This is a genomic window from Microcoleus sp. PH2017_24_DOB_U_A, assembly GCF_020738205.1.
Taxonomy (GTDB): Bacteria; Cyanobacteriota; Cyanobacteriia; order Cyanobacteriales; family Microcoleaceae; genus Microcoleus.
Map to the genome: position 1 here is coordinate 25,897 of NZ_JAEQCT010000075.1, position 20,086 is coordinate 45,982.

General features: G+C 42.9%; 19 protein-coding genes and 1 pseudogene. 10 read left to right on the plus strand and 10 right to left on the minus strand.

The features are described from left to right. Nucleotides 1-226 precede the first annotated feature (226 nt). Together JGK07_RS21370 and JGK07_RS21375 are read left to right on the plus strand one after the other, a co-directional pair. Complete coding sequence (locus JGK07_RS21370) at nucleotides 227-1,198, plus strand: acetamidase/formamidase family protein (RefSeq protein ID WP_293225465.1); 972 nt, start codon at nucleotides 227-229, stop codon at nucleotides 1,196-1,198. 161 nt (nucleotides 1,199-1,359) lie between these two features. After that, complete coding sequence (locus JGK07_RS21375) at nucleotides 1,360-1,644, plus strand: hypothetical protein (RefSeq protein WP_293184022.1); 285 nt, start codon at nucleotides 1,360-1,362, stop codon at nucleotides 1,642-1,644. Nucleotides 1,645-1,804: 160 nt separating this feature from the next. Here the strand turns inward: JGK07_RS21375 and galT are convergent, their stop codons facing one another. The 3 genes from galT to JGK07_RS21390 form a co-directional block, all read right to left on the minus strand. Continuing rightward, the gene (gene galT, locus JGK07_RS21380; RefSeq protein WP_293225467.1) at nucleotides 1,805-2,827 is read right to left on the minus strand and encodes a galactose-1-phosphate uridylyltransferase; all 1,023 of its coding nucleotides are present in this window, start codon (nucleotides 2,825-2,827) and stop codon (nucleotides 1,805-1,807) included. A 326-nt stretch (nucleotides 2,828-3,153) separates the two neighbouring features. Continuing rightward, a complete protein-coding gene (locus tag JGK07_RS21385; RefSeq protein ID WP_293225469.1) occupies nucleotides 3,154-6,663 on the minus strand; it encodes an AAA-like domain-containing protein in 3,510 nt (1,169 codons plus the stop codon). Next, entirely contained in the window at nucleotides 6,660-7,958 is a 1,299-nt protein-coding gene (locus tag JGK07_RS21390; protein ID WP_293225471.1) for an AAA-like domain-containing protein, read from the minus strand. Before JGK07_RS21390 ends, JGK07_RS21385 begins: the two co-directional genes overlap by 4 nt. A gap of 261 nt (nucleotides 7,959-8,219) precedes the next feature. Between JGK07_RS21390 and JGK07_RS21395 the strand changes: the two genes are divergently transcribed. Continuing rightward, nucleotides 8,220-8,441 (plus strand): hypothetical protein, encoded by a 222-nt coding sequence (locus JGK07_RS21395; protein ID WP_293225473.1) that lies wholly within the window; start codon nucleotides 8,220-8,222, stop codon nucleotides 8,439-8,441. Between the two features lie 69 nt (nucleotides 8,442-8,510). Here JGK07_RS21395 and JGK07_RS21400 read toward each other — a convergent pair whose 3' ends face one another. The 3 genes from JGK07_RS21400 to JGK07_RS21410 are packed head-to-tail and all read right to left on the minus strand — an operon-like array spanning nucleotide 8,511 to nucleotide 9,693. After that, on the minus strand, nucleotides 8,511-8,747 hold the full coding sequence (locus JGK07_RS21400) for a type II toxin-antitoxin system prevent-host-death family antitoxin (RefSeq protein WP_293291033.1): 237 nt from the start codon (nucleotides 8,745-8,747) through the stop codon (nucleotides 8,511-8,513). Further along, nucleotides 8,734-8,982 (minus strand): type II toxin-antitoxin system RelE/ParE family toxin, encoded by a 249-nt coding sequence (locus JGK07_RS21405; RefSeq protein WP_293225477.1) that lies wholly within the window; start codon nucleotides 8,980-8,982, stop codon nucleotides 8,734-8,736. The genes JGK07_RS21400 and JGK07_RS21405 overlap by 14 nt, the downstream gene beginning before the upstream one ends. A gap of 51 nt (nucleotides 8,983-9,033) precedes the next feature. Next, nucleotides 9,034-9,693: a restriction endonuclease subunit R gene (locus JGK07_RS21410; RefSeq protein ID WP_293225479.1), complete on the minus strand. Its 660-nt coding sequence runs from the start codon at nucleotides 9,691-9,693 to the stop codon at nucleotides 9,034-9,036. A gap of 159 nt (nucleotides 9,694-9,852) precedes the next feature. Here JGK07_RS21410 and JGK07_RS21415 point away from each other — a divergent pair, with 159 nt between their 5' ends. Further along, the gene (locus JGK07_RS21415) at nucleotides 9,853-10,203 is read left to right on the plus strand and encodes a DUF433 domain-containing protein (protein ID WP_293183995.1); all 351 of its coding nucleotides are present in this window, start codon (nucleotides 9,853-9,855) and stop codon (nucleotides 10,201-10,203) included. Nucleotides 10,204-10,358: 155 nt separating this feature from the next. Continuing rightward, nucleotides 10,359-12,329 (plus strand): acetate--CoA ligase, encoded by a 1,971-nt coding sequence (acs, locus tag JGK07_RS21420; protein WP_293212576.1) that lies wholly within the window; start codon nucleotides 10,359-10,361, stop codon nucleotides 12,327-12,329. A gap of 74 nt (nucleotides 12,330-12,403) precedes the next feature. Here the strand turns inward: acs and JGK07_RS21425 are convergent, their stop codons facing one another. Next, nucleotides 12,404-12,691 carry a hypothetical protein gene (locus JGK07_RS21425; protein ID WP_293183990.1) on the minus strand — a complete coding sequence of 96 codons (288 nt, stop codon included), beginning with the start codon at nucleotides 12,689-12,691 and terminating at the stop codon, nucleotides 12,404-12,406. Further along, on the minus strand, nucleotides 12,691-12,987 hold the full coding sequence (locus tag JGK07_RS21430) for a hypothetical protein (RefSeq protein ID WP_293183989.1): 297 nt from the start codon (nucleotides 12,985-12,987) through the stop codon (nucleotides 12,691-12,693). Before JGK07_RS21430 ends, JGK07_RS21425 begins: the two co-directional genes overlap by 1 nt. Nucleotides 12,988-13,006: 19 nt before the next feature. On the opposite strand from JGK07_RS21430, the gene JGK07_RS21435 reads away from it, so the two are divergent. The 3 genes from JGK07_RS21435 to JGK07_RS21445 all read left to right on the plus strand — a co-directional run bounded on the left by JGK07_RS21435 (nucleotide 13,007) and on the right by JGK07_RS21445 (nucleotide 14,529). Further along, entirely contained in the window at nucleotides 13,007-13,165 is a 159-nt protein-coding gene (locus tag JGK07_RS21435; protein WP_293183987.1) for a hypothetical protein, read from the plus strand. A 5-nt stretch (nucleotides 13,166-13,170) separates the two neighbouring features. Then, nucleotides 13,171-13,356 carry a hypothetical protein gene (locus JGK07_RS21440; RefSeq protein ID WP_293183985.1) on the plus strand — a complete coding sequence of 62 codons (186 nt, stop codon included), beginning with the start codon at nucleotides 13,171-13,173 and terminating at the stop codon, nucleotides 13,354-13,356. A 276-nt stretch (nucleotides 13,357-13,632) separates the two neighbouring features. Next, on the plus strand, nucleotides 13,633-14,529 hold the full coding sequence (locus JGK07_RS21445; RefSeq protein WP_293183982.1) for a thermonuclease family protein: 897 nt from the start codon (nucleotides 13,633-13,635) through the stop codon (nucleotides 14,527-14,529). 98 nt (nucleotides 14,530-14,627) lie between these two features. Here JGK07_RS21445 and JGK07_RS21450 read toward each other — a convergent pair whose 3' ends face one another. Both JGK07_RS21450 and JGK07_RS21455 read right to left on the minus strand, forming a co-directional pair. Next, on the minus strand, nucleotides 14,628-14,957 hold the full coding sequence (locus JGK07_RS21450; RefSeq protein ID WP_293183980.1) for a hypothetical protein: 330 nt from the start codon (nucleotides 14,955-14,957) through the stop codon (nucleotides 14,628-14,630). A gap of 435 nt (nucleotides 14,958-15,392) precedes the next feature. Next, on the minus strand, nucleotides 15,393-17,342 hold the full coding sequence (locus tag JGK07_RS21455) for an iron uptake porin (protein ID WP_293183978.1): 1,950 nt from the start codon (nucleotides 17,340-17,342) through the stop codon (nucleotides 15,393-15,395). Between the two features lie 707 nt (nucleotides 17,343-18,049). Between JGK07_RS21455 and JGK07_RS21460 the strand changes: the two genes are divergently transcribed. After that, nucleotides 18,050-18,817, plus strand: coding sequence for a class II glutamine amidotransferase (locus tag JGK07_RS21460; protein WP_293183975.1), 768 nt, complete (start codon nucleotides 18,050-18,052; stop codon nucleotides 18,815-18,817). Nucleotides 18,818-19,341: 524 nt separating this feature from the next. Then, nucleotides 19,342-19,932: pseudogene (locus JGK07_RS21465) on the plus strand (transposase); the annotation flags it as partial. Nucleotides 19,933-20,086 lie beyond the last annotated feature (154 nt).

Consider the following 20,086-nt stretch of genomic DNA (forward strand, 5'->3'; position numbering starts at 1 on the left):
CCAAAATCTAAAATCCAAAATCGAACAATCCCTCAATCCAAAATCCAAAATCTAAAATCTAAAATTGAACAATCCCTCAATCCCCCCAATCTCCCAATTCTCCAATCCAAAATCTAAAATCGAACAATCCTCCAATTCTCCAATCCAAAATCCAAAATCTAAAATCTAAAATCGAACAATCCCCCAATCCAAAATCTAAAATCTAAAATCTAAAATCTAAAATCGAATGACTCACCACCTTCTCAAAGCTAACTGCAAAACCGTACACTTAGGCGGTTTCTCTCCCAAGCTAGAACCTGCTTTAACTGTCGATTCGGGCGATCGCATCGATATCGAAACCTATTCAGGATATTATGTTGCTGACAAGGCCCCGCCGGAATTTTTGACGCCGGAATTTTTAGATATCTGTCAGAATTTACCTGACAACCGCAAAGTCGGCCCGGGCCCGCACTTGCTAACAGGCCCGATTTATGTTAATGGGGCTGAACCCGGAGACGTTTTAGAAATTCACATCGAGGAAGTTTACCCAAGTTTACCAGTAGGATTCAATGCAATTCGCGCTGGTTGGGGAGTTTTACCTGAATATTTTCCTGACCCTAAATTGCGGTTTATTCCCCTAGATTTAGAACAAAAGATTGCGGAATTTCCGGCAAATAGCGGCGTTAAGATTCCCCTGCATCCATTCTTCGGAATTATCGGTGTTGCAGATTTTGAAATCAACCGTTCTTCTATTCCTCCACAACGCTACGGCGGCAATATGGACAATCAGGAATTGCAAGCAGGAACGCGGTTATTTTTACCTATTGCGGTGCGCGGGGGTTTGCTGTCAATCGGCGACGGACATTCGGCACAGGGAGATGGCGAAGTTAACGGTACGGCGATTGAAACTTCGATGAATGGGACTATTCAAATCATCTTGCGTAAGGATTTATTTTATATATTTCCGTTTGCGGAAACTCCTACTCATATTGTAGTTATGGGTTTTGGTCAAACATTAGATGATGCATTTGATATGGCGGTAAAACAGACTGTTAATTGGCTACAAAAATATGCAGGTTTTCAAGAAGAAGATGCCTATGTTTTCTGTTCCCTCGCCGCCAATTTTCGGATTACTCAGGCTGTCAATAATCCCCGCAAAGGAGTTCACGCAATGGTGCCTAAATCGATTTTGCCCAATGTGCAAATTATCGATCGCTAGCCGTGATGTGGTATGATAACAGCCGATCGCCAAAACAACCTCGATCGCGATCGCACAAATTACACATTTTTATCACTGCGGTTCGTCGATCGCGATCGCACCAGCGTTCAAAATTTAGCTTAAGATTAGGATAGGTTGCAAATTCTATCTAAATGGGTTCCATGAAAAACCAGACTGACGATTCTGCAAAACAAGATTTAGTCGATCGGGCTTTTGGAAGTCCAGCCATCCCAGATCCGACAGCGTGGGTGGATGAACATTATTTTCTGGCTAATTTTGCCAATACTCTCGCCCACCTCCAAGAAAATTTATCTGATGAGAGTTGCGAAATCGCCGAGAGTGCTGAGTCTGGCGAGGCGAGATTGTCGCTCGATGCTAAAATTAGAGATATATTGAAAGCTAATTTTAGCGATGACTGTTGGCAGTATGTCGAAAGTTTGTTGTGAGTTCGGTAATATTAATAAATATTTGTAGGTTGATAAATTTTGAGTGTCAATTAAGCTGTTGCAGATTTAAATTGTCTATTTCAACCGATGATTGAAAATCATTAAATTGTCTCCCGTCTTCGCTTCGGACATTCCTTGATAAATTGTAACTTTTTATACTTTAGGTTGGTCGAAAATTAGGGTTGATAGGAATTGCGATCGATCGCAAAAACTCAGCACTTTCTTCGGGTAAAGCAGTATTGATAAACATTCCGCTACCAAGCTCAAACCCAGCCTGCTTGGTCACTCTGGGAATAATGGCGATATACCAGTGGAAGTATTTTGTTGCCTGTTCCGCCGTCGGCACGGAACGAATACTATAGTTGTAATCGGGATTGTTCAATCCGTAATAAAGCTGAGCGAGTACAGTTTTCAAAGTATCAGCCAGATCCGTAATTTCCGCATCAGTAATATCATCAAAGGAAGACGAATGTCGGCGCGGAAAAATCCAGATATGAAACGGTGAAAGTGCAGCGTAAGGAATAAAAGCCACGAAATATTTGCTCTCAAAAATTACTCTTTCACCTGCCGCCAATTCATCTTCCAAAGTCCTGCAAAACAGACATTCTCCCGTATCATCAAAATAGCGAACTGCTGCATCAATGCGGCTGCGAAATTGGCTGGGGACAACGGGCGTCGCTGCTATCTGCGAGTGAGGGTGTTCGAGAGAAGTTCCGGCACTTTCCCCGTGATTTTTGAAGATCACAATTGTTTCAACGTGGGGATATTTTCTAATTTCTAAATAGCGGTGACGGTATACTAAAAGTATGTCCGTTACTTCTTCAACGGTCAACAAAGCAGTCGTCAAATCGTGTCGCGGGTGTTCGACAATTACTTCGTGAAAGCCGATTCCCGACATCATGCGGTGAATTCCCGATGATATCCTGATCCGTTCTGCTGTCGGCGACAGGGCGGGATATTTGTTGCCAATTGCGCGGACTTTCCAGTTGGTGCGATCGGCCAAACGGAATGTTTCTAAGGTTCCGTCTTCTTCGTTACCCACGCAAAACGGGCAATCTGGGCGGTGTGGGGGTAGGAATGCGGGTATTTTTTTGGTGTTGGCGAATTGGTCAGGTCTTTTTGCGCGATCGGTGGCGATGATTACCCAATCTCTGGTAATTAGATTTTGTCTAAGTTCAGACATTTTCTTACCTTTTGTTGCAGGGTTGAGCCGTTTCTTATGGTAAGATAGGAGTTTGCCTGATGTCACTGCTAATTGTAATTTTTTAACAAATCTTGACTTGAATATGTCTGTAAATGTGGCTATGTGCGATCGGCAAATTCAAAAGAAACAAGATAGGACTTACGCACGGATGGTCAGAAACCGGGTTTTTGCAGAGAAGACGCATTACAGTCGCAGAAACCCATAAAAACCCGGTTTCTTGGGTTTTTATGCGTAAGTCGTATAAACTTAACAACAGTTTTAATAAGTGAAAAATAAGAATCAAAACCATCCGCGTGCATTAGCGGTTAAATTTTCTCACCCAGCCATTCCCTCCCGCTCGCCAACAACTCATCCAAACTTTCCACCGGCCAAAACCGCATCTTTCCATCCTGCGAACCAGTTATTAAAAACTTCCCATCCCGACTAAAACAAATACTATAAATCGGACTTTTCAACTCCACAAAATCTGCCTCACCTTTGAGCAAATTGCCTTTATATCCGCTAAAATCGGCCAGTAAATTACCTTGTAAGTCCCACAATTTGGCAGTGCCGTCTTGTGATGCAGTGGCGATCGTATCTCCTGTCGGGCTAAAACTGACACTATTTACCGAGTTTTGATGTCCGGTGAATGTTACCAAGCAGTTGCCCTCCAAGTCCCACAATTTAGCAGTTTTATCATGTGAGGCGGTAGCGATCGCATCTCCATTCGGGCTAAAACAGATACTATTTACCAAATCCTCATGTCCAGTAACAGTGACCAAGCAGTTGCCTTGCAAGTCCCACAATTTGGCGGTTTTGTCAGATGAGGCAGTAGCGATCACATCTCCTGTGGGGCTAAAACTAACACTATTTACCGAGTCATTATGTCTGGTGAATGTTACCAAGCAGTTGCCGTGTAAGCCCCACAATTTAGCGGTTTTGTCAACTGAAGCAGTAGCAATCACATCTCCTGTCGGGCTAAAACTGACACTTGTTACCCAGTGATTATGTCCGGTGAATGTTACCAAGCAGTTGCCCTGCAAGTCCCACAATTTGGCGGTGCCGTTAGTTGAGGCAGTGGCGATCGCATCTCCTATCGGGCTAAAACTAACACTATTTACCCAGTGATTATGTCCGGTGAATGTTACCAAGCAGTTGCCCTGCAAGTCCCACAATTTGGCTGTTTTGTCTCTTGAGGCAGTGGCGATCACATCTCTTGTGGGGCTAAAACTGACACTTTTGACCCTGTGATTATGTGCGGTGAATGTTACCAAGCAGTTGCCCTGCAAGTCCCACAATTTTGCGGTTTTGTCATCTGAGGCAGTGGCGATCGCATCTCCTGTGGGGCTAAAACTGACACTTGTTACCGAGTCATTATGTGCGGTGAATGTTACTAAGCAGTTGCTCTGCAAGTCCCACAATTTGGCGGTTTTGTCATCTGAGGCAGTGGCGATCGCATCTCCTTTGGGGCTAAAACTGACACCACCTACCGAATCATTATGTCCAGTGAATATTACCAAGCAGTTGCCCTGTAAGTCCCACAATTTTGCGGTTTTGTCATCTGAGGCAGTGGCGATCGCATCTCCATTCGGGCTAAAACTGACACTCCATACCAAGTCATTATGTCCGGCAGTTACCAAGCAGTTGCCGTGCAAGTCCCACAATTTGGCCGTGCCGTCAGATGAGGCAGTAGCGATCGCATCTCCTTTGGGGCTAAAACTGACACTTGTTACCGAGTCATTATGTCCGACAAATGTTACCAAGCAGTTGCCGTGCAAGTCCCACAATTTGGCCGTGCGGTCAGATGAAGCAGTAGCGATCGCATCTCCTTTGGGGCTAAAACTGACACTATTTAACAAGTAATTATGTCCGGTGAATGTTACCAAGCAGTTGCCCTGCAAGTCCCACAATTTGGCAGTGCCGTCAAATGAGGCAGTAGCTATCGAATCTCCTGTTGGGCTAAAACTGACACTTATTACCCTGTTATTATGTCCAGTGAATGTTACCAAGCAGTTAACCTGCAAGTTCCACAATTTTGCGGTTTTGTCATCTGAGGCAGTGGCGATCGCATTTCCAGTCGGGTTAAAACTGACACTATTTACCTTGCCATTATGTCCGACAAACTGGCGCCGTTCGCGGATCTTAGCAATAATTATCTGCAAAGCTGATAGAGGAGTAATTGTCGGATATTCGGAAGGTGGGGGATTATCCGGTATCCATTTCTTTAAATCTTTTCCAGCTTTTATAGCTATCCGCAAGGCTTGTATTTGCTTTCCCCCCGAATGAAAAAGCTTTAAGGCATTGCGTCCAGCTTCTTCAACTTTAAAAACTTCCATGCCTTGTCTGCGAACTTCTTTCAATAATTTATTAGATGTCCTCAACTTTTGCCGTTCATCATCTCGACTGTCATCTAAAAAATCATTATCCTCGTCGCTCAACCGTTTTCCTTTTTTCCACTGCAACGCATCATCCAACGCTTGACCGTGCAGCAGTCGAGAAGTATCTTGACGATTTGAGGCGATCCAAGCAGCGAAGTTTTCCTGGTAGGGGCGGAGTTTTGCTAATTCTTGCTGTACCCAATCGAGGTTAAAAATTGCGGCGTATATGGGGTTATAAACTTGTAGATATCCGTTGCGTTTGACAACCAATCCTGAGAGTTGTAATTCCATTTGGTCGGGACTGTTATCCGCGGCGACCCCCCCCAGCCCCCCCTTGGTAAGGGGGGGAGTAAGATTGGTTTTTTTCTCCTCTGCTAAAGGGGCGACCCCCCCCAGCCCCCCCTTGGTAAGGGGGGGAGTAAGATTGTTTTTTTTGTCCTCTGCTAAGGGAGAATTAGTGCTATCTTTCGCCCTGCTTAGTAAGGGAGAATCAGTGCTATCTGTCCCCCCCCTTAGCAAGGGGGGGTTAGGGGGGGTAATAATTTGTTGGTAGATGCCGAGGAGTTGGCTGGTACGCTGTTGATTGCTGAGAATGCGATCGCGAATTGTGCCGATATGTTCGGGATTGTCGTTCGCTTCCCAATTATTAATAATGTAAGATTGTACCAGTTCGGCAATGTCAGGATTGCAAGTTTCTGCTTTTTCTAGGACAATTTTACAGAGTTTTTGAGTCAAAAAAGGCTGTCCGCCCGTCCAGTCTAAAATCTCATTTAAAACCTGAATGGGGTCATTTACTTTTCCTTCTAAACCTTTAGCCAAAGGTGCAGCTTGTTCCTTAGTGAAACCTTTTAATTCAATGGCTTGACCGATATTAAACGGCGTGCGTTTTTTATCTTGAATCAAATCTGAAGGTGTTGCCACGCCCAACAGACAAAAGGTAATGCGATTATATTCTGCATTTTGGGTACGACGATTATAGCAGCTTCTGATAAAAGCAAATAGATCGTCTGCCGAAAAATTTAAACTGAGAACGCTATCGATTTCATCAAAAAAAATGACTATTTTTTCAGAAACCTGCGACAGCATCACCAATTCAATAAACTCCCGAAACCGTCGCAAGGGAGACAGCCAATTTCGTTCCTGTAACCAGCTTTTTAAATCAACTTCAAGCTTTAATTCATAAGCCAAAGTGTCAAGTATATTAGCATACCACTGTTCGGGATGCTCTAACTTCGTCTCGTCACTAGACAGGTCAATAAAAACCGATCGAACGCCTTTTTTTCCCAGTCGCTCGATCGTTTGAAGAGCTAAGCTAGACTTACCGATTTTGCGAGAATTGAAAACATAACAAAGTTTACCTTCTAGCAACGATTGATAAAGCTGACTGTCAGCTTCTCGGGTGACATAGGTTGGGGTATCTGCTGGGAGAGTTGATTCAGCTATATATTGATAAGTCATAGACATTGGGAGAAATATTGACGGTACAAATCGCAGCGGGGAAAACAATCATTATTTTTGACTCGCAGCAATCCCATACTTTCTAACTTAAATGTTTGATGAGTTTTCAGGATCATCGGTTGATTTTTTTTTACAAGTTCTCGGTAAACTTCTATGAGTTCTGGACATTCTTCTAGCTTGCCCAAAAGTTCTCGTAAGTGATTGATAAATGGACTTTGTGCAGTAGGTGAAATTTCCAAAAGCTTAGTCAAACAAGATTCAGATGTTTGCAGGTAAGCAAAAGCAGTTTGCACCAAATAAGGATAGCCGCCAAACATTACCATAAGTTGTTGAATATCGGCCTCACTCAGCCAATTATGTCGGTACTGCCGTGCTAACTGCTTCACTTCGTCCACGGTAAAATCTGGCAAAGGTGGTGTAAACCCAACACCCGCCAAAGGCGATGAGTTGATATCCAGAGAACTGTAAACTTCTGTAGCATGAACGACAATTAATCGGATTTTTTTCCAAATTGCACTACGGCGATCGTTTCTTTTAGCTGTATCATGCCACGCACGCAGTAAACGACAGAAATCAACATTAAAAGTAGCTTGCTCAAAAACCAGGTCTACTTTCTCTAATACCAGTACCAAAGGTTGATCGAAATCTTTGAATAAATACCGTTCTAAATATTTAGTCACGTTTGGATTAATGCCACCTAAAGTGTCATTCCAATGTTCGACTAATTTATCCTCCAAATCCAGTAAATCAGCCAGAGTAACACATAACCACTGCAATAATTTCCGGTAATCTCCCAAAACCTCACTATCAGAGTCCTCAAAACTGAGGAGTGCAGTTTTATAACCTGCTTCCGATGCGCGATCGAGAATTCTATCCACGAGTAAAGTCTTGCCCATTTTTTGAGGAGCTTTAATGCGAATCAGCGCTCCATCTTCTAAAATTTTATCATAACATTTACGCTCACAATCGCGTTCTACATAGTAAAATTTAACTTCTTCTAAATTGTCAGGGGAAATTCCACAAGTTTCTTTTAATTTATTGCTAACTAATTCAGGTTTATACTTGGCAAATAGCGGAATTAATTTATGACGCTGTGGGAAACGTTCGCCCGGTTTATTTTTAAAATTAAATAACTGACATATCTTTGAAATATGATGTCTGACATCTGATTCTGTGACGTGTAGCAATTCAGCGATCGCTTCATCTGAATTATCCTGCAAAAATAGCTTGAGTACCTGACGCTGATTGTAGTTGAGCTTTTCGTACTTTTCCTCAAAGTCTTTTTGTTCCATCATCCGCATACCTGCCTTAGCACTTTACCTACCAGTCTTACTAATTTACCACAGTTTTTAGCTTCAGCCCGGATAGTCAGTTTCATTTCACAAATTGACAAACTCAGCTAATTTGTGAAAGTTTTTTCACAAATCCTTCACCTCAATTGTGAACAAACTGGGTAATTACCAGGCAAGTGATAATTTTGTCGGAGTTATTTTGCAAATAAATAATACTCAGGAAGTTAGCGTACATTTGAAATTGTAGAGAAGGGAATGAATTAAATGAAGATTTTAAAACGGCTTCCACAAAACCAGACCAAATTAGCTAAAAAGGTAAATCCAGTGAAAAAATCTGACAATTCAAACATCAAGTGGTTGATCCAGGAAGTTGTAGTACCGATCGCGATCGCCCTAATTCCCTTAGCCACAACCTACATCACCACTCCCAATCCCCAACAACCGCCAATTCCTGCGATCGATCGCACAATTCCACCGTCAAAATGATGTTTTGTGCGATCGCTCTTAGAAAGGGCGATCGTACAACCGTATAAGACAACAATATCGATCGCAAATTTATGTCTCTAATCCTAACAGTCTCTTCACCTCTGCTAGCGGCACAGAAGGCTGATTTGCCTCTTCTTCCTTCGCCGCCCTCAAATCCATCAAATCTTCTATATCAGCAATTAATTCTTGCAATGCTTCAAATTCTTCGTAAGGTATCACCGCAAATTCCTTTTTGCCATTTCTAGTAATAAACTCAGGATGTAACTGAATCATGGGTATTTCCTCTAATTGTTTAAGAATAAGCATCTTTTCTGTGTTTGACGCGGTAGATTACCAAAACATCTCCCTCAATTTCAAACAAAACTCGGTAATCTCCTACCCGCAACCGATATTCGGGCGTATAATTAGTTAAGCGTTTCACATCTCCTGCTAGGTTATTTTGCATTAACTCAATCTTGGTCAAAACTCGGTGTTGTACCTCTGCTGGCAAAGATGCTAAATCTTTGACTGCTTTCGGCTTAAACTCAACTTGGTAATTCATCAAACTGTCACTTATCTACAGGATAACTGATAAGCAACCAATTGTATCATCTTACGCCAACTGCAACTGCACATTCTGCAACTTGCAAATCGCTTTCAACACTTGCGCTAACAAGAGCGATCGCTCCCTATCAATCAAATTCAATTCTGGTAAAATCTGATAAGTGCAAGGATTCCCCCGCGTCACCCGCACAAACCGATAACTTTCCCCATTCGTAGTCAATCCCCAAACTGACGATTGCTGCTGCAAACTTTTATAAGTATACGTTAGCAATTGTGGCAAACCGGCCAAAGGCGCGATCGCACTATTTTTCGCCTCCACCACTAAAATCCAAAACTGTGTCGCCGCGAGCTCTGCATCCGGCTGATTTACGGCTAAAATATCCAACCGCCCTTTAATTAAAGTATCCCCATCCTCAACTTCAATGGGGATGCTATCCTCCATTGTCAGTACAACAGGAACTTTAAAAAATCCCGTCAATCTCATCAACGGCGAAAGTGATAAAAACTTAACCAATTCTTCGGAAACCTTCCCCACTTCTAGATAACGCCAAAAGTCATTGCTGATTTGCAATAATTCCTGCTGTTCAAAATCTGTCAGAGGTTCCAGAGAGAAAAAATCAGTAAAAGAGCCTTCTGTTTGTCTTTCCAGCTTGAGAAGGCGACGAACGTCATTTAGCGAAAGTTGGCTTGCTTCTAAATTTTGGGTCATTGCTTTTGTGCGATCGACTCTTCCATTCAACTATATTATAAGGGCATTCCCAGAGGAGTGAAGCCTGTTTTATTTATTTTTATTAACGTCAAAAAACAACTAAAACATTTTCTGTTCAACTGATATAATATTATCAACCGTTATCCTAGCCACCAAGTTATGCAACTAGAAGACTACTTCAACTTCCTAAGACCAGATGATATTCGGCTCAAAGGTTCTCGAATCGGCATCGAAACTATTCTTTACGAATACCTGTTTCGCGCTCGAACTCCCGAAGAAATTGCTAATATTTATACATCCCTCACCCTCGAACAAGTTTATGCGACAATTTTGTACTACCTGCACAACAAAGAAGCAGTCGGTAAGTACATAACCGAATGGTTGGAATGGGGCGAGAGAATGCAAGAAGAACAACGTTGCAACCCTTCTCCAGTGACAGAAAAACTCCGCAAATTTAAAGCAGAAAGAGATGCAAGGAGAAAGGCTGATGCCAATTCAGTATCTGTTTGATGAAAATTTGGCGATTGGTAATTGGTAATTGGTAATTGGTAATAAGCGCCAACATTTACACAAGTATTCAAAGTCTTAAGGAAAATAAACATACTTTTGCCCCAACTTATGCAAACAATAGTTACAAAGACTAACCGAAATTAAAACTAACAGCGATGTCACAAGATACCATCGAATCAATACTCCAAGAAAAACGCCTATTTCAGCCGCCTGCTGAATTCTCCGAAAAAGCTCACATCAAAAGCCTAGAAGAATACCGCGCCCTCTACGAAAAAGCCAAAGCCGACCCCCAAGCATTCTGGGCCGAACTCGCTACCCAAGAATTAGACTGGTTTCAAAACTGGGATACCGTGCTCGACTGGCAGCCGCCCTTTGCTAAATGGTTTGTCAATGGCAAAATTAACATTTCTTACAATTGTCTCGATCGCCATTTAACTACCTGGCGCAAAAACAAAGCCGCCCTGATTTGGGAAGGCGAACCGGGCGACTCCCGCACCCTGACTTACGCCCAACTCCACCGCGAAGTCTGCCAAATGGCCAACGTCATCAAAGAATTGGGTGTCCAAAAGGGCGATCGCGTCGGCATTTATATGCCCATGATTCCCGAAGCTGCGATCGCCATGTTAGCCTGTGCCAGAATCGGTGCAGTACACAGCGTCGTCTTTGGCGGATTTAGTGCAGAAGCTTTGCGCGATCGCCTCAACGACGGCCAAGCAAAACTCGTCATCACCGCAGACGGAGGCTTCCGCAAAGACGCAGCAGTCGGCCTCAAAGTACAAGTAGACAAAGCCCTCGCCAACAACGCTGCACCCAGTGTTACCAACGTTCTCGTCGTCCAGCGTACCAAACAAGAAGTGCAAATGGAACCAGGGCGCGATCGCTGGTGGCACGAATTGCAAAAAAACGCCTCCGCAGATTGTCCCGCCGAACCGATGGATAGCGAAGATATGCTATTCATTCTCTACACTTCAGGAAGTACCGGCAAACCGAAAGGAGTCGTCCACACCACAGGCGGCTACAACCTTTACACCCACATGACAACCAAGTGGATATTCGACCTCCAAGACACCGATATCTACTGGTGCACCGCCGACGTAGGTTGGATTACAGGGCACAGTTACATAGTCTACGGCCCCCTTTCCAACGGTGCAACAACTGTCATGTACGAAGGTGCTCCGCGCGCATCGAATCCCGGTTGTTTTTGGGATGTAATCGAAAAATACGGCGTCACTGTTTTCTACACCGCACCAACAGCAATTCGCACCTTTATGAAGATGGGCGAAGAGTTGCCGAATGCCAGAGATTTATCATCTTTACGATTGTTAGGAACCGTCGGCGAACCGATCAATCCTGAAGCTTGGATGTGGTATCAGCGCGTAATTGGCAACTCGAATTGTCCGATAGTCGATACTTGGTGGCAAACAGAAACCGGGGGAATTATGATTACCGCTTTGCCCGGTGCAATCCCCACAAAACCCGGTTCTGCAACCCTTCCGTTCCCCGGAATTGTTGCCGATATCGTTGACCAAGATGGCGAACCAGTAACTAATCAAAGCGGCGGTTATTTAGTAGTCAAACATCCTTGGCCGGGAATGATGCGTACACTTTACAACGATCCCGATCGCTTCCGCCGCACTTATTGGGAATATTTGCACCCAAAAGATGGCCAATTCGTGTACTTTGCGGGGGACGGCGCGCACAAAGATAAAGACGGTTATTTCTGGGTAATGGGCCGCGTTGACGACGTGATTAATGTCGCCGGACACCGACTCGGTACGATGGAAGTTGAATCGGCTTTGGTGTCTCATCCAGCGGTGGCGGAAGCTGCGGTTGTGGGGAAACCGGATGAGATTAAGGGTGAGGAAATTGTGGCGTTTGTGACGTTGCAAAATACTCAGCAGCCTAGTGATGAATTGATTAAGGAATTGAAGCAGCACGTTGTGAAGGAAATTGGGGCGATCGCCCGTCCCGGCGAAATTCGATTTACCGATGCTTTGCCGAAAACTCGCAGCGGAAAGATTATGCGGCGTTTGCTGCGTTCTTTAGCTGCTGGTTTGGAGGTGACAGGGGATACTTCTACTTTGGAAGATCGGACGGTGTTGGATAAGTTGCGGGCTGATTCCTAGGGGTATTTTGTAACCGCAGATGAAGACTGATATAATTACATTTGTGTTCATCTGCGGTTTAATTGTTAATTCGCTTATTTACCTCGCCACAAATGAACGGCATCGCTGTTAATTTCCGACCTTACTTGCAGCCAATCTTCTAGCAAGTAGTCATCATCGACTGCTTCTGAATGCTGTTCGTCTTTGAGAATTGCTAAGACGTGAACTCCAGACGGATAGTTGACATGACGGATTTCTGGGTCATATCCTAAGTCTTGAATTTTTGCTAAAATGCGATCGACTGCACCAGCAACAGTTAAATCGACGGCCAGAATAATTTGACCGAGTTTAGCACCAGGTTTTACACACTCCAAAACAGCCATTATTCTTTCTCCTTGTAGTTGCAACGGTACACTTGAGGGCGATTTTCGACTTTTCGGGGTTGAGTTACAGATTCTAATTCAACCCGGTAGCGATCGGCTCGTTTTTGGCACTCCTGTTTCGCTTGGTTGGGGTTATCCGCTAAAATCGGCTCATCCCAACGTTCTGGTTCTTTTTCTGGATCTTGAATCATAATTAAATTGCTCCTTTGTTGGACGTTCAACTTCGGGGAAGTCGTCTTGGCATGGTGCGGTAACATTGTGCCAAGGCGCATTTCTCTGCTATTATTGTACTGCATTTTTCAGTATAATTGCAGTATGAGTAAAAACGTTAAAGTTCTAACCATCCGACTCCCTGAAGTAGAAATGCTTCGGCTAGAAGCTTATTGCGCGAACAGCGGTAGAACAAAAACCGATGTGATTCGCGAACAGATTAGGAATTTAAAAGTTGAAGATAACTCGCTTTACCCCGATTGATCGCCTTGGTTGATTTACGCGCGATCGCCCGTCCCGGCGAAATTCGATTTACCGATGCTTTGCCGAAAACTCGCAGCGGAAAGATTATGCGGCGTTTGTTGCGTTCTTTGGCCGCTGGAGAAGAGGTTTCTGGGGATACTTCGACCTTGGAAGATCGGACAGTTTTGGATAAGTTGCGAGCTGATTCTTAGGGGTATTTTGTAACCGCAGATGAACGCAGATGAACACAAATGAACGCAGATGTGTTTTGATCTGCGTTCATCTGCCTTTATCTGCGGTTGTATATAATTTTAGATCGACCGCCAGCATAATTTGACCAGTTTTTACACCGGGTTTTACATACTCTAGAACAGCCATTACTCTTTCTCCTGGTAGTTGCAACGGTACATTTATTGCATTCAGCAGCAAACTCATGTACAATTAACCCAATATGTGAATCAAATCTCAAGTTTAACAGGGTGCGAAATATGGCAACTAGAATTCCGAACCTGCAAATAACTCAAGTAGTTGATGGCGATACTGTCAAAGTTGCTCTCAACGGCAAAACCGAGTCTCTGCGGCTGATTTGCGTCGATACAGAAGAAAGTTACTCTAACACTTCAAAGCCTGTAACTGCCGCAGGGAAAGCAGCTTCGGAAATGGCTAAACAATACTTCGCTACAGCAAATGGTGGGCTTGCTAAAATTGACATTGAATTTGATACAGACGATCCGGTTGAAATTGCTCTAGAAAAACACCGTGACAACTACGGGCGCCTCTTATGTTACGTACATAAAGATGGAGAAAATTACAATCTAAAACTGATTAAAGAAGGCTGGAGTCCCTACTTTATGAAATACGGGCGATCGAGATTGTATCACCGACAAATGACCGAGGCAGAATCGGCAGCCAAAGCTTACAATCTGATGATTTGGGATCCGATTACCAATGCCAAGATTCCCTCTCGCAACTATGCTAATTTGCTGCCTTGGTGGTCGATGCGAGGCTCGATTGTTGAAGAGTTTCGATTGTCGGAAGCAAGGGACGGAGCACTTTCTGTGAGATTGCACTACCCAAAAATTTTAGCAGCTTCCGAGAAAGCTAAATCTATTACTATTTTCTGCGACTTGCAGGCAGGAATTAATAAATGGATCGGCGGCAATGCCCTGATTTATGCAGGTTCAGTTTATCATAAATTAGATTTGTGGATACCCGATGCCGAAACTTATGAAATGGCTCCTTTGAAGCGGTTGATTGAAAAGCGTTATGCAGGTCAAGGACGCGGTTACGTGTATATCAGCGGCAAGGTTGAACAGTACAAAAGCAAGCCTCAAATAATTTTGAAGAATATCAAACAGTTTTCTGACTTTCCCCCAGAAAGTTGAATTAAAAATGAAGTTAATTAAGCAAATAGAGAGCAATCCTCAGAAAGCATCGCCCTCTCTTCGGCCACGATCTTCTCTTTTTCCGATATCTGCGGTATTTATTGCTGCATTGAAGGAGTATTAAAAAATCGACATCCCAAGGGATTGCTGCGTACAGTTCGATTTTCCGGAGCCGCCGCCGTCGCACTAGGTTGAACGGTTACGGTATTAGTCTCTGAAACCACAAAAGATTTAGAAGTGCTAATAGTTTTTGAGCGATCGCCAGTAGAAGTGTTAGCACCATTCTGCTGGTTAGTGGTTGTTATATTCTTATCTCCCGTTAAATTTATATTTGATTCAACAGCCGTTTGTGCTTGACAAGGACAGGCTGTCAGAGCCGAAATTGCTACCAAGCCCAGAGCCAAAAAATAGCCATTTGATTTAATCATGTTTTTCTAAATCCTAACTTCAGGAACTATCGAAGATATGTTAAGATATTAATTGAATTTAAAAATAATTCCTAGAGTGTTTGTGCGGATCTTTTTTTTACAAGTAATTCAGTATTTTTATCTACAAAATAAAGATTGAATGACGATATTAGTCCCAAAAATGTGAAGTTTTAGTAAAGCTCATGTGTTTGTACTTAGAAAAAAGATTAAGACATCTTCCTCGGCGTTTTAATCCGCGTCAGAAAGCGAAAACTGATTGAGGTTCAAAACTTGTATTTGTTGCAATAATTCGGGATTCCCGCAAAAAAGTTTAAGTCCTGGCGCGAGCTGACTGATAACTAATATTAATTATTTTAAAATAACCGTTATAAGTTTATAGTGAGGACTTTAGTCGTCTGACTTTTATGAGGACTGAAGTCCCCACTACAAACAAAATCAAAAAGAGAACGAAGTTCTCAAGACACCCACCGTAATCGGATCGCTATTGCGAGTGTGATCTGGTCGAAAAATCACCATTACTCCTGGAGTAACGCTGATATTATCGCTCACCTGCCAGCGGTAGAACATCTCTACATGAGTAGTCGTTCCCGGTTGGCCGCCTTTGCGCCCTAAACCCGTATCTAAAAAATCGGGAATATTGTTGCCTGTCGGTAAATTACTGCTAACAATTTTAGGAGGTTGCCCGATATAAATCCCCCCCAAATTTCCAGTGCCAAATAAATCTGGAAAATTCACAAACACCATATAATTTGTAGTTGCCACACTCCCAGATTTACCCGGAATCCGAGAATTAGTATAACCAGCCCAACCTCCCAAGGAAATACGCGAAGAAACCCGCCAATTTACAGTTGCTCCCACAGCATTCGTTTGGAGGGATGCTGATTTGCTGGTACTGGGATTAACAGCAGTTAATTGACTGTCTCCCGCCAGACCAAGCAAATTGCCGTTAGGCGAATAGTCGTTGACATAATAAACAGTAATATCTAGTGGATCGGCGGGAGTGAGAGTTAATTGCAATCCCAGTGCATTGTGTCCGCTAGGCCCGTTAGAACTGACAAAAAAGCCGGGAACCGTAGTAGAATAAACAGCTTGCAAACTCGCTCTTTTGGCAAATTGCCAGTCAATTCCCGCGCCGCCTTGACCGAGACCGATGTTCAAAATAGGGTTTCTTTGAGCGAAGGTTGAAATCGGGCCAGAAGCGGCGCTTTCAGCTCGATTCGGTCCTCGGAAACCGCTAATCATGTTAACTCCTGCTGTCCCTCCAATTACTGCTAATTTATCGCCTACCAGAAAGCGATAGTTAAGATCGCTGAGGGTAAGGGCAGAATTTTCGCCAAAATCGTAAGCAAGGTTTACGTCTTCGGTTAATTGCGGTGATGTCTTTCCTCTCTGATTTAAAAGACCGATGAATAAGTTACTGCGGGGAGTGAATTGAGCCGTTAAATATAACTGACTTAAAGCGATAGTGTTGATATTTGTGCCGGGGTCTTTCGTATCTCTTTTGCCATCTCTAGGAGCGCGATCGGCACGGTTGGGACTGCGACCTTGTATTCCCACAATTGTCAATCCTGATAGCTTGACTGTCGGCGAAAATTGATTGGCTTCTACTTCTGTTATTCGCGCTTCTAATAAGTCGGTGCGCCCTCGCAGTACGGCGATATCGGCTGCAAATTCTTCTTGCAGTTTTTGAATTTTTACCAAGTCTTCTTGCTTGACTCTGTTTTCATTGCCTGTGTCAATTAATTCTCTAATTTTATCTAAACAAGCATTGACTCCGGCTGCAAATTCATAGCGGGTTAAAGCGCGGTTGCCACGAAAGGTACTGTCGGGATATCCAGCTATACAACCGTATCTCTCTACTAAGGATTGCAGTGCTTGAAATGCCCAATCAGTGGGTTTTACATCGCTGAGTTGAGAGACAGATGTAACTTGTTCTGTGCTTTCCTCTGAGATTGGTTCACTCTGGTTTTCAATAGTTGTTGGAGATTCAAGTAAACTGGCATCGGCTGGGAGATTTTGATTGGCTGATTGAGGATTTTCGACTAATATTTTCTGGAGTGAGTCAACTGCAATTTCGGTAGGGGCTGGTTCAGCAAGAGTTGCAGGAGTAGGGGAAGACTGGGGTAAGCTGGGTGTGGATGGTGGGATAGACCGATCGACAAATTGCTGATTTTCCGGTAAGATTGTCTCCGGTGCCTCAACTGCAATTACGGAAATTGCAGTTGGGGTGCGTTGAGCCTGGTTTTCAATCGCAGCGGGAGATTCGGGTAAACTTGGTTGTGCTAATGCTGGAAGGCTAAATAGTCCTTGCAATCCCCATCCGAGGATTAAGCCTGTGAGAATTTGTCGGTTTGGGCGATCGTCTTTTTGATTGAGATTTTGCATTTTCAGTTGTTATACTTGGTGCTTGTTGATTGAAGATATGTGAAAACGAGACGACCCGATCAAAAATGACGCTATGAAATTAAAGATATTAGTAGTGAACTGCGCCGGAGAAACCTGAAAATTTCTGCCGAAGTGTAGTTAATGTAGCTAACATTAAATACCTGCTACTTGTCGCCAAAAATAACTCACAATCTCGTCATATTTGGGTGTTTTAGCATTCCTAATTAGATCGATCACATTGGCATTAATCTGATTGATTTGATGGAAAATTACGATATAGTCATCAATATGCTGTTAATGTGATAACTGATACCAGTTTAAAAAATAATGTAACAGTCGTCAAGCTCCAAACCAGATAAAATAAGTTATTTCCAACTTTTGCATCTAAAATCACCTGACTTTTTGTGGCAACTGAATCGCCAGTGTGTTGATAGTTGTTTTACTATTGCGCAGGGATAGATACCCCGCCAGCCCACATCAGCAAATATTTGCAACACAAACGGAACAATCAAGACTGCTCTCGGGGATAGGGTACTGAATTTTAGCGCCTCGGATTTTTCTCTAACTAAGTATTCTTACGGTTGACAAAGCAAATTAATTATGTTTTTTTTATAACGCTAAATCACTTCATACTATAATGGTATTATCAAAAATCTGTAGCTGCCCATAGCTGCGGCATCCATCCAAACTCCAGAGATTTAAAAGCTATGTGCCAATTACTGGGAATGAACTGCAATGTTCCAACAGATATTTGCTTCTCTTTTGAAGGTTTTTCTGCAAGAGGTGGTCGAACAGACATTCATCAAGACGGTTGGGGAATTGCTTTTTTTGAAGGCTTGGGATGTCGCCTGTTTATAGACTCAAAACCTGCGGTTGCTTCTCCGCTTGCTGAAGTAGTGCGTCGCTATCCCATTCACTCAACTAACGTCATTGCTCATATTCGTAAAGCTACTCAAGGGGAAATTGCTCTAGAAAACTGTCACCCTTTTATTCGGGAACTTTGGGGGCGGTATTGGGTATTTGCCCACAATGGAAATCTGGAAAACTTTAATCCTGAAAGTGCCGGGATTTACAAACCAGTCGGCAAGACTGATAGCGAAAAAGCTTTTTGTTTAATATTAGAAAAGCTGCGAGAAAGTTTTCCTCACAATAAACCTACTGTGACGGAAATTTACGTGGTTCTCAACGAAATTACTAAAAATCTTGCCGTTCAAGGAATTTTCAACTATTTACTTTCTGATGGAGAACACTTGTTTGCACACTGTTCTACTAATCTGCATTATATTGTGCGACAAGCACCTTTTGCCAGCGCGCACTCGATCGATGAAGATGTAACTGTGGATTTCCGGGAATTGACCAAAGAGGACGATCGCGTCGCGGTGATTGCCACTTTCCCGCTCACTGATAACGAAGTCTGGACGCAAATAGAACCGGGAAAATTGCTGGTATTTCAGGATGGTTTGCCTGTTATTTGAAAGCCGAATTAAAAAAAGATTAATGAAATTAAACCTTGTTGCATATTAGCTTTCCAAGTGTATACTTTGACTTTATATGGTTCCAAAATTATTAATTCATATTCAACTAATGCTCTTTGAGGACTCTAGGAAAATCGATTTTATTTCAGACAGCAATTCGCTGAGATAGTATAGCCTGTTGATTTTTATATGAATTCTCACACAGCACCAAAGTTACATTAAGCTGTTCGACATTCAAACTGCACTATTTGTAGCTCAGACCCCATGCTGTAAGAGGTTCAAGCAATAAATTTAAATGACTAACAGCTTAAACATCTGTAACGAGGAAGGTTATGTAGGGCTTGCTGAATAAGCCTAAAAGCCTTACCTGAAAAGACTTTGACTCGCGATCGGCGCGGATAAAGTGTAAGACTATGAGCTAAAATTAGTCAAAAGCCATGCACAGCATCACTTTCGTTCATGTACCGAAAACTTGACTAGGGCCCCAAAAGCACCGTCCAACTTTGACCTTAACGATCGCGTGACAATTATCAGAGAATAATCGTTGGGTAATCATGGCAAAAATAATTCCGTGGTCAGAATTTGAAGTAGAATATGCCAAAAATTTCACCTGCTCAACGGGAGCTCCTGCCAAATCGTTTCGTATCGCCTTAGGGGCATTAATAATCAAAGAAAGATTAGGAACTAGCGATGCCGAAACAGTAGAACAAATAAGAGAAAACCCATACCTACAATACTTCCTAGGTCTGAGTGGCTATAGTAATGAAGCACCATTTGACTCATCCATGCTCGTTTATTTTCGGCAAAGAATAGGTGTCAATCTAGTCAATAAAATCAACGAAAAAATGGTCAAAGAGCAGACCGAAGTGCCAGGAGAGCTGGTTGAAAAAAAGTCATCAGAAATAAGTGAATCCAAAAATCAAGGAAAATTAATATTAGATGCAACCTGCGCGCCAGCCGACCTTAAATATCCGACCGACTTAGGACTATTAAATCAAGCAAGAGAGAATACTGAAAAAATCATAGATGCTCTACACAATCAAATTAAGTCACCTGTAAAAAAACCGAGGACATATCGAAACAGAGCCAGGAAAGAATACCTAGCCATAGCAAAATAACGAAAACCACGACGATAATCCAATACGGTTTACTTAAGGGTTGGGAGGCTTTAAAATATTAAAAATAGGAGGATTAGTTTTTATTCCAGTACCTCTGTGCTTGACTTTTTTGGATTTAAACTTTGAAACAGGTTTTTTGACAACTCTTGGG

What these genes read in the sequence shown, in the direction of transcription:
- JGK07_RS21370 (WP_293225465.1), top strand. Translation starts at nt 227, where the DNA reads ATGACTCACCACCTTCTCAAAGCTAACTGCAAAACCGTACACTTAGGC.
- galT (WP_293225467.1), bottom strand. Translation starts at nt 2,827, where the DNA reads ATGTCTGAACTTAGACAAAATCTAATTACCAGAGATTGGGTAATCATC.
- JGK07_RS21410 (WP_293225479.1), bottom strand. Translation starts at nt 9,693, where the DNA reads ATGACCCAAAATTTAGAAGCAAGCCAACTTTCGCTAAATGACGTTCGT.
- JGK07_RS21450 (WP_293183980.1), bottom strand. Translation starts at nt 14,957, where the DNA reads ATGATTAAATCAAATGGCTATTTTTTGGCTCTGGGCTTGGTAGCAATT.
- JGK07_RS21435 (WP_293183987.1), top strand. Translation starts at nt 13,007, where the DNA reads ATGAGTAAAAACGTTAAAGTTCTAACCATCCGACTCCCTGAAGTAGAA.
- JGK07_RS21425 (WP_293183990.1), bottom strand. Translation starts at nt 12,691, where the DNA reads ATGGCTGTTTTGGAGTGTGTAAAACCTGGTGCTAAACTCGGTCAAATT.
- JGK07_RS21390 (WP_293225471.1), bottom strand. Translation starts at nt 7,958, where the DNA reads ATGATGGAACAAAAAGACTTTGAGGAAAAGTACGAAAAGCTCAACTAC.
- JGK07_RS21415 (WP_293183995.1), top strand. Translation starts at nt 9,853, where the DNA reads ATGCAACTAGAAGACTACTTCAACTTCCTAAGACCAGATGATATTCGG.
- JGK07_RS21385 (WP_293225469.1), bottom strand. Translation starts at nt 6,663, where the DNA reads ATGACTTATCAATATATAGCTGAATCAACTCTCCCAGCAGATACCCCA.
- JGK07_RS21430 (WP_293183989.1), bottom strand. Translation starts at nt 12,987, where the DNA reads ATGCAGTACAATAATAGCAGAGAAATGCGCCTTGGCACAATGTTACCG.
- JGK07_RS21460 (WP_293183975.1), top strand. Translation starts at nt 18,050, where the DNA reads ATGTGCCAATTACTGGGAATGAACTGCAATGTTCCAACAGATATTTGC.
- JGK07_RS21400 (WP_293291033.1), bottom strand. Translation starts at nt 8,747, where the DNA reads ATGCTTATTCTTAAACAATTAGAGGAAATACCCATGATTCAGTTACAT.
- JGK07_RS21445 (WP_293183982.1), top strand. Translation starts at nt 13,633, where the DNA reads ATGGCAACTAGAATTCCGAACCTGCAAATAACTCAAGTAGTTGATGGC.
- JGK07_RS21395 (WP_293225473.1), top strand. Translation starts at nt 8,220, where the DNA reads ATGAAGATTTTAAAACGGCTTCCACAAAACCAGACCAAATTAGCTAAA.
- JGK07_RS21405 (WP_293225477.1), bottom strand. Translation starts at nt 8,982, where the DNA reads ATGAATTACCAAGTTGAGTTTAAGCCGAAAGCAGTCAAAGATTTAGCA.
- JGK07_RS21375 (WP_293184022.1), top strand. Translation starts at nt 1,360, where the DNA reads ATGAAAAACCAGACTGACGATTCTGCAAAACAAGATTTAGTCGATCGG.
- acs (WP_293212576.1), top strand. Translation starts at nt 10,359, where the DNA reads ATGTCACAAGATACCATCGAATCAATACTCCAAGAAAAACGCCTATTT.
- JGK07_RS21455 (WP_293183978.1), bottom strand. Translation starts at nt 17,342, where the DNA reads ATGCAAAATCTCAATCAAAAAGACGATCGCCCAAACCGACAAATTCTC.